The sequence below is a fragment of the Pseudomonas sp. PA15(2017) genome, from assembly GCF_001945395.1.
Taxonomy (GTDB): Bacteria; Pseudomonadota; Gammaproteobacteria; order Pseudomonadales; family Pseudomonadaceae; genus Aquipseudomonas.
On sequence record NZ_MSXV01000051.1, the window covers coordinates 59872 to 64712 of the forward strand.

The following is a 4841-nucleotide window of genomic DNA, read 5'->3' on the forward strand; positions in this document are numbered from 1 at the left end:
AGGCAAGGGCGATCTTGAACGCGAAGGTCAGCGCCAGCAGGAAGCCTATCTGTATGCCGGCGATCGCCTGAACTTCACCAGTGGCCGAGATACCGCCATCAGCGGTGCGCAGCTGAGTGGCGACGAAATAACCGGCCGCGTAGGGCGTGATCTGACTGTGACCTCACTCGCTGATACGGGGAAAGTCAAAGGTCGGGAATTCGATGTCAGCGCTACCGCTACATTCGGCCCCGGAGCCGGTTTCAGTGCTTCGGTTGGCTACGGCGAAACCACGGGCTCTACCGAGTGGGTGGAAAATCAAACCCGTATCGTTGCGCGTGATCGCTTGGACATTCGCACTGAAGAGCACACGCAGCTCGATGGCGCACTGATTGCCTCCAATACTGGCAACCTCAAATTGGATACCGGCACCCTGGGCTTCAGCGATATCGCGGGACACGACAAGGAGCACAGTTATTACCTGAATGTCGGCGGTTCGTACGGCAAGAACGATGCAAAAGACACCCAGCAGGACAAAAGCCAAGAGGGTAAAGGCGAAAAGGGCAAGACGGGCTGGAGCGTCGAGGGTTACGAGTACGAGAAGGATCGCCAGCAGATCGTGCGGGCTACCGTTGGCGAGGGCGAGATTGTCGTGCGCGGGGATGCACAGACTGGGCAGGACTCCACAGAGGGCCTCAATCGTGATGTGAGCAACGCCTATGAGATCACTCGTGACGATGAGGAACGTACGGATCTGTATGTGACCAAGTCGTCTGTGGAGGCTGTGGCGAGTCCGATTGAGACGTTAAATCAATGGAAGAAGGATGTTCAGGAATATCCTGAAAGAAGCCTAGATGCATTGGATGACGCAGTCGGTTTAGTTTCTGGTGTTGGTAAGTTTGCTCAGCAAAGTTGGCGAGAAATACAAGCACAACAAGTTTCTCTGGATAAGGTTTCCCCAGCACTGCGTGCGCAGTTAGGAGACGAGCAGGCCCTGGCAGTTGCTAAGAATATGGTGCGCAATGGACTAAACTCCGACGTCATTAATAATTTTGGCGAAAACGATCTTATAGTTCTAGCAAAGTTTGCACAGGTTTATGGGGAATTTAATTATGAGCAAGCTAAATGTCAGGCAAGCGGTGGGTGTAGATCTCCTTCGACTGGTTTAGGCTCGCAGTCGACTAATGTAGTTAATGAATACGGTGAGAAAGTTCCACGTTCAGATGATACTGTCCCGCTGACTGCGGGCGAAAAGCTCCTGCTTCAATCTTACAAGCTGAAAAAATATGTGTCGGGTTTGGAACTGGAACAAGCGCAATTGCTGATGCTGGGGGTACAAGCCCTGATGGGGCCGGCAAAGGCGGCTGTGGGCTTGGCCGGCAATCAATTAATCGCCAGTCTATTTGGTGATCAGATTGAAAAGGTAAAAGGTGACCTCGCTCTAAAAATTGCTGATCAGCTACTTCCGGCTCAGTTGGAAGATTTGGCCCGAGAACATCAGAAAAATAAAGAACGGCATGCAGCTGGTGAAGAAGTTAATGATGGTGTCGCCTTCGTCATTGGCTCTGAATTTCTATTAGATGTTGCGATGGGTAGCGTTGGTGGGTTTGGGCGAAAAACCGAAGGTAAAGTTATCAGCGGAGGTTCATCGCAAAGTAGCCCATCGACTAAGACCATCACGCAAGCGCAGGCTCAGAAAGAGGGTTACAAACCATGCTGCTTCGCAGCAGGCACTTTGGTTGCTACCCCGGATGGCGAGCGCGCAATTGAGTCTTTGAAAGTTGGTGATATTGTTTGGAGCAAGCCCGAAGGTGGTGGAGAGCCGTTCGCTGCTGCCGTCACTGCTACTCACACTCGCACGGATCAGCCCATCTACAAGGTGGTACTGAAGAAAGACACCGTAGATGGTGCTATCGCTTCAGAAGCCCTGGAGGTTACACCTGGGCACCCCTTCTATGTGCCTCGTCACAAAGGCTTCGTACCAGTTATCGACCTGAAACCCGGGGATCGTTTGCAGTCCTTAGGAGATGGCGTGGGTGATGGTAGCTCCATCACCGTGGAATCCATCACGCTGTATCAGACGCAGGGGCAGACCTACAACCTGACGGTGGACGTTGGGCATACCTTCTACGTTGGCAAGCTTGGGACATGGGTGCACAATATTGGACCATGTGCCAGTTGTAACAATGGGAGCTGTTCGATTCATGCCGCTGCTCCGGAGGGCGGACCAAAAGGATTTGTAGGGTTCTCCGATGATGCCGCAAAGTCAGCGCTTTCCAATGTTGGTCGCGTTGATCACTCTGCCAGACACTTGATTGATGCAGGTATAATCACCGCGAATTCTGGATCCAAAGCCGCTCGGCAAGCATTTCACGAAATTGGGCAGGCTATTCTGACTAACCCTACAAAGACTTTTGATCATGTGATGACCCAAGGCGGGCAAGCTGTAAAAGGTTTTTATGGGAAAGTTAATGGAAGTGATGTTGTGATTTTTGTAGCGAAAGAGCCTCGTGGAAAGATAGCGGCTGGAGATATCGTAACAGCAATTAAGCCTTCCGCTCAGCAAATGAAGAACTTCGGATTATGAAAACTATTGAAAGCCTTGGTATTTACTGGTCATTTATAGATGAAGCTAGTGGCGAGATTTATCAAGACGAGGTGGGTGGGGTAGTATTCTATGGGTATTGGCGTGAGGGGGGGGGTAACGAGATTGTTAACAATAAAACCTTGTTTGAAACTATCTGGCAAGGTTGTGCTGATGTGAAATTTCGGAAGTGGGAAGGCAAAGGCATGAGCAACCTTTCTGCTGAGGTGAAAATGGATATGTGGCCCGATAATCTCAAATGGTTGTCATATGTTGAGCGGTCACTAAGGTGGTTTATCGAAAATGGAGCACTTATCTCTTGGTGTGGGTCGGAGCTGTGTAGTCCTTCTCTAGATGTCTTTTCCTCAGTTGAGGGTTCCGGCTCGGTGTATGCTGCCTATAGTGAGGGCATTGGTTTTGTTTGCGGTTCTGGGTTGGAGCAAGAATACCAAGATGTTAACGCATCACAATTGGATGAGTTCAATAAGGTAGTGCTTGGTTAACTTGTAGTGATCAACAATTCCCGGACACAGAATTACAAAAAATGGGACAGATTTGAATGGCACTTACTTAGCCCTTCTTGGATGTCCCTTTTTCTGAATTTCCGTGCGTTCCACTTGGCGCGCTCGGGTCAGTAGTGCATAGGGTTTTGGCCTTCGTTTGAGTGCTCGCGGCTCCACTCGTCCAAGCGGAAAAGGGGACAGATTTATTTTTAGTCTATGGCAACGGCTGAATAAATAAATCTGTCCCCTTTTTTCTGCGCGCTGGGAAGTACCTACTCAAGCTCAGGCAAACAGAGCTCAGAAAATGTTTGATGAACTTGGAATTAAAAACATTTCAGTGAGGGTGATTCGTGAGCCAGGAAATTAATAAGCACATTGCGCAAGCTATTGCTGAGATTGCTGTATTCCTTGAGTTTTCGGGAGAGGAGGCAATAAATCCGGATGCTGCGGTGCAAGCACTTGAACAATTGGCTTCGACATTGCAAATGGCGGACTCAGAAACTAAATCATCTTTGTGTTCGCAGTTTGAAAATATTGCAATGGAATATTCAGATGAGTAGGCAGAGTTCGTGGAAAGTTTGGGTGAGGCGCTTGGGTTGATTGAGGAGTAGCCCTGTCGGAATGCAAGATAGAGTTCACCTGAATAGAAATAGCCCCGGCACTGCCGGGGCTATTTGTTTCACTCCGCCGTAATCACCAAACATCCCTGCATGACCCGAATCCGAATCCGTATCTTCTCGTTGACCTCGAACCCGGCCCGTTGCAGCCAGTAGCCGCTTAGCTTGATGCCGGGGATGACCCTATCAGGGAAAAGGGGACAGATTCTGAAGAATCCCCAAAAATATCCATACAGATCAGTCGGATAGCTTGAAGATGCCTGCATGAGTCGGCAGTTTGGTAGTCGCCAAGCACACCGACGCCCGAGAATCGATGGGGTCAGAGTCATTGATTCGTTCATGCAGCTAAATCAATGACTCTGACCCTATTGATTTACTGGCAAACCTCTTAAAGAGCAGGGAATCAACGGGGTCAGAGTCATTGATTTTTCAAGGCTGCGGACTCCATTAGCCAATTCCTGGCCGGGCCGACGTTCGATGCGCACTTCGGCAGTACCAGCCAACACCAGAACGTCAGCCAGACCGTGGTTGGAAATCGCGCTTCGACGTTGCAAGCGGGTAACGACATCAACCTGGACGCAGGTAATGACGTTCAGGTACGTGGCGCTCAGTTCCAGTCTGGACGTGACATCAATGTCAGTGGCCGGGACATCGTTCTCGATGTCGCCCGGGGCGAGCAGAGCTATGACAGTCAGCAGAGCCAGGGTAAAGGCGGGATCGTCGGCGGCACCAGCGGTGGCTTCAAGGTTGGTATCGGCGGCAGCCGTGGCGTAGCCGGTGAAGAGGGCAGCCAGGGAACCGCCAGTGCCGCGGTGCTCAATGCCGAACGTGATGTCAATCTCAACGCCCGCAATGACCTGAACCTGATCGGTACGCAGGTTCAAGCAGGGCGCGATATCGATCTCAACGCCGGCAACGACCTTAAGATCAGTGCTGCCCAAAATGCCAGTGAAAGTGAGAGCACTCGCCGCAGCGGCGGCGGCGAAGTTGGCTTTACCTTCGGCTCCGAAGGCGTCGGTGTGTATGTCAGCGTCAACGTCGGCAAGGGCGATCTTGAACGCGAAGGTCAGCGCCAGCAGGAAGCCTATCTGTATGCCGGCGATCGCCTGAACTTCACCAGTGGCCGAGATACCGCCATCAGCGGTGCGCAGCTGAGTG

The 4841-nt window shown here is 51.2% G+C and carries 5 protein-coding genes; 4 read left to right on the forward strand and 1 reads right to left on the reverse strand.

Going from position 1 to position 4841, the window contains the following annotated elements; translation table 11 throughout:
- The 3 genes from BVH03_RS26925 to BVH03_RS17275 all read left to right on the forward strand — a co-directional run.
- A partial coding sequence (locus BVH03_RS26925) for a polymorphic toxin-type HINT domain-containing protein (protein WP_256574731.1) occupies positions 1 to 2566 on the forward strand: 2566 nt, incomplete at its 5' end.
- Positions 2563 to 3066: a hypothetical protein gene (locus BVH03_RS26045; protein ID WP_143485988.1), complete on the forward strand. Its 504-nt coding sequence runs from the start codon at positions 2563 to 2565 to the stop codon at positions 3064 to 3066. The genes BVH03_RS26925 and BVH03_RS26045, both read left to right, overlap by 4 nt.
- A 350-nt stretch (positions 3067 to 3416) precedes the next feature.
- Positions 3417 to 3626 carry a hypothetical protein gene (locus BVH03_RS17275; protein WP_075962325.1) on the forward strand — a complete coding sequence of 70 codons (210 nt, stop codon included), beginning with the start codon at positions 3417 to 3419 and terminating at the stop codon, positions 3624 to 3626.
- A gap of 119 nt (positions 3627 to 3745) precedes the next feature.
- On the opposite strand, the gene BVH03_RS17280 is transcribed toward BVH03_RS17275, so the two are convergent.
- Positions 3746 to 4024, reverse strand: coding sequence for a SymE family type I addiction module toxin (locus BVH03_RS17280; RefSeq protein WP_083640089.1), 279 nt, complete (start codon positions 4022 to 4024; stop codon positions 3746 to 3748).
- Between the two features lie 183 nt (positions 4025 to 4207).
- Between BVH03_RS17280 and BVH03_RS17285 the strand changes: the two genes are divergently transcribed.
- On the forward strand, positions 4208 to 4841 hold a 634-nt coding region (locus BVH03_RS17285; RefSeq protein WP_256574732.1), incomplete at its 3' end, for a hemagglutinin repeat-containing protein.

Excerpts from the sequence above, each read along its gene's own strand:
- BVH03_RS17280 (WP_083640089.1), bottom strand. The coding sequence starts at position 4,024 with ATGAACGAATCAATGACTCTGACCCCATCGATTCTCGGGCGTCGGTGT.
- BVH03_RS26045 (WP_143485988.1), top strand. The coding sequence starts at position 2,563 with ATGAAAACTATTGAAAGCCTTGGTATTTACTGGTCATTTATAGATGAA.